The organism is Arthrobacter sp. P1_A5 (assembly GCF_056406825.1).
On the sequence record NZ_JBFTZL010000277.1, the window covers coordinates 1 to 3,496 of the forward strand.

The following is a 3,496-nucleotide window of genomic DNA, read 5'->3' on the forward strand; positions in this document are numbered from 1 at the left end:
GGTCCCGGGCTTGCGGCCGCGGCCGCCCCGGCGTGCGGGCCGGCGCCGTGTCGGGGCGGGGGCTCAGGGTGTCAGTCATGGCGGTCTACGCTCCCAGTTTGTAGATGGTGGCGTTGCCCACGGTCTGGCCCTGGTAGTTGGCCGCGACCCAGGTGGCGACCTCGGAGTTGCCTCCGCGGCCCCCGCCCATGCCGCCCATGCCGCCGGAAATGAAGTAGCCGATCTCGCCGCGGTCCACCATCGCCTGGAATTGTGCGAGCGTCGGGTAGGGGTCGCCGCCGTTCCAGCCGCCGAGCGCGATCACGCTGGTGCCGGTGGCGAGTTCCAGGCTCGCGGCCTGGGTGGCGCCGGAGACAATCGCGGACCACTTGGCGCCGGAGGACTTCAGCAGCGCGGTCAACTCCGGCGAGGACGTTTCCCCGCCGGGGCCACCGCCCATGCCGGCACTGCCCGCGCCGTCAGTGCCGGTTCCGTCACTGCCGGTCCTGCCTGCTGCCCCGAAGCCGCCGCCCATCGCGGACGCGGTGGGGCCCGACGTGGGGATCGAACCGGAATGCGGCTGGGCGACGGTCGCCAGTGTCCACGCGGTGCTTCCGAGCCCGCCGGCAAGCAGGCAGAGGATCACGACGCCGGCCGTGGCGGCCTTGCGGAACCGCGCCGGGAGAGCCGCCATGCCGTCCGCCCGCAGGAGCAGGAGCAGGGCCGCGGCGGCGAGGACGCCCAGGACCACCACGATCACCCGGAGCCCGGGAAGCCAGGACGGGTCGCGGCCCAAGAGCACGGCGGACCAGACTGAGGTGGCCAGCACCGTCACGGCCAGGACAACCCGGGCGGCCCAGTAGGTCCGGCCCCGCCACAGTTCCAGGGAACCGATGCCGGCCAGCGCCGCGATGGCGGGGGCCAGCGCCACGGCGTAGTACGGATGCACGGTGCCGCTCATGAAGCTGAAGATTCCGGCCGTGATGACCAGCCAGCCGCCCCACAGCAGGAGCGCCGCCCGGGTTTTCGAGGTCCTGGCTTCGCGCCGGGTGAACCACAGCCCGGCGGCCAGCAGGATCAGGGCCGCCGGCAGCAGCCAGGACACCTCGCCGCCGAAGCTCGTCYCGAACATCCGGGTGATCCCGGCCGCGCCGCCGAAGCCGACGTTTCCGGTGCCTCCCGGGCCGCCGGCGTTGCCTCCCAGGTTTCCTCCGGCGGGCATGCCCCCGCCTGACCCGGTGATCCGGCCCAGGCCGTTGTAGCCGAACGTGAGTTCCAGGAAGCTGTTGGTCTCCGACCCTGCCATGTACGGCCGGACCGAGGCCGGGGTCAGCTGGAACAGGACAACGTAGCTTCCGGCCACGACGGCGATCCCGGCGGCGGCGGCCAGCAGGTGCAGGAGCCGGCGGCCGAGGGTGGCGGGCGCCGCCCACAGGTAGGCCAGGGCCAGCCCGGGAACGATCAGGAAGCCCTGCAGCATCTTGCTCAGGAAGGCCAGGCCGATGACCGCGCCGGCCGCGGCGAGCCACTTCCAGCCGGCCTTCTCGATGGCGCGGGTGGTGAGGTAGGCCGCCAGTACCAGGCACAGGGTGAGCATCGCGTCCGGGTTGTTGAACCGGAACATGAGGGCGGCCACCGGGGTCAGTGCCAGGGCGCCGCCGGCGAGCAGGCCCGCGGCCGGCCCGGACACCCGCTTGATGGTCAGGTAGAGAAGCCCGACGGCGGCCACTCCCATGAGCGCCTGGGGAATGAGCATGCTCAGGGCCGAGAAACCAAAGATCCGTCCCGCGAGGGCGGGGATCCAGAGTGCGGCCGGGGGCTTGTCCACCGTGATGGCATTGCCGGCGTCGAGGGAGCCGAAGAGCAGCGCGGTCCAGTCCTTGGTCCCGGCCTGGATCGCCGCGGCATAGAACGAGTTGGCGTAGCCGGTGGCCTCCAGATTCCACAGGTACAACGCCGCGGTGACCACCAGGAGCAGCCCTGCCGAAGGCCGCACCCAGCGGGGCTGCGGTCCGAACAGCAGCCGGTCCCAGCGGCCTTGGGTGGCCGGCGCCGGGGACGCGGGCAGATGGGGKGCCGTCCCGCCGTCTCCGGGAACCGGGTGTGGCTGYTCCTCGGCGGCCGGCGGCCTGCCGGCCGGGGAACCGCCCTGGGCTCCGGCGGTGGGGCTGATGGTTGCCGTCATTTACTTGGCCTTTTCTGTGCGGGGGAGGGAAGGGTCGGGGGCGCCGGAACGGCAGCGGCGGCCCTGTGGCGGAAAACCACCAGCCGGAAGAGCAGGAACTTGACGGCCGTGGCGGCCAGGTTGGCGGCGGTGACCGTGAGCAGTTCAAGCCAGCGGTCCGGTGCCGCTCCCGACGCGGCGTGAACGACGGCGAGTGCGCCCGAGGTCAGGGCCAGCCCGATGCCGAAGACCAGCAACCCCTCGAAATGGTGGCGAGCCGCCTGGCTGCTGCCCTGGATGCCGAACGTGAAGCGCCGGTTGGCCGCAGTGTTGGCCACGGCGGTGGTGAGTAACGCGAGGAAGTTTGCCAGCTGCGGGTCCATGAACCCGCGGCAGAGCAGGAAGATCGCCAGGTAGGCCAGGGTGGAGGCCACCCCGATGCTGCCGAAGCGGACGAGCTGTCCGAAGAGGCTTCCGCCGGGGCTTTGTTCCTGGGCCCGGGAGGCGGCCGGCAGCGGTCCGCGGGCGAGGGCCGCGCGCAGGTCGGGAACCGGGATCCGGCCCGAGACCAGGTCCCGGCTCAACCGTGCCATGCCGCGCAAGTCCGCGAGGGCCGTCTGGACGATGTCCACGCTGGAATCCGGGTCGTCGGTCCAGTCCACTGGGACTTCGTGGACGCGCAGGCCGCACTTTTCTGCCAGGACCAGCAGCTCGGTGTCGAAGAACCAGGCGTTGTCCAGCGTGTGCGGAAGCAGTTGCCGGGCCACGTCCGCCCGGATCGCCTTGAAGCCGCACTGCGCGTCACTGAAGTGGGCGCCCATGAGGGCCTGGAGCAGGAAGTTGTAGCTGCGCGAGATGAATTCCCGTTTGGGTCCGCGGACCACGCGGGAGTTGCGGGTCAGCCGCGTCCCGATCGCCAGGTCGGAGTGCCCGGAAATGAGCGGGGCAAGGAGCGGGCCGAGGGCCGCCAGATCAGTGGAGAGATCCACATCCATGTACGCCAGGACCGGTGACGGCGAGGCCAGCCACACCTTGCGAAGCGCGTTTCCGCGGCCCTTTTCTGCCATATGGACCACCGTCACTTCGCGCAGCTCGCGGGCTACCCGTTCCGCGGCCTTGAGCGTTTCGTCGGTGCTGGCGTTGTCCGCCACGGTGATCCGGAAGGAATGCGGGAAGGCGCCGAGCAGGTACGCGTGGAGCCGGCGCAGGCAGGCCTCGAGGTCCCGTTCCTCGTTGAAGACCGGGATGGTGACGTCCAGCAGGGGCGTGCTGGCGCGCGTATCAATGGCCGTGCGCCGGCCGCCGGGGCCGGTCAGCGCCCCGGCGATCGGGCCCGGGACGGGTGCGCCGGCC

2 protein-coding genes are annotated in these 3,496 nt (G+C 71.6%); both read right to left on the bottom strand.

What is annotated here, in order from left to right:
- Positions 1 to 85 precede the first annotated feature (85 nt).
- Positions 86 to 2,164 carry a glycosyltransferase family 39 protein gene (locus AC1D1S_RS20205; protein WP_476995334.1) on the bottom strand — a complete coding sequence of 693 codons (2,079 nt, stop codon included), beginning with the start codon at positions 2,162 to 2,164 and terminating at the stop codon, positions 86 to 88.
- On the bottom strand, positions 2,161 to 3,471 hold the full coding sequence (locus AC1D1S_RS20210) for a bifunctional glycosyltransferase family 2/GtrA family protein (RefSeq protein ID WP_476995335.1): 1,311 nt from the start codon (positions 3,469 to 3,471) through the stop codon (positions 2,161 to 2,163). The genes AC1D1S_RS20205 and AC1D1S_RS20210 overlap by 4 nt, the downstream gene beginning before the upstream one ends.
- Positions 3,472 to 3,496: the final 25 nt, after the last annotated feature.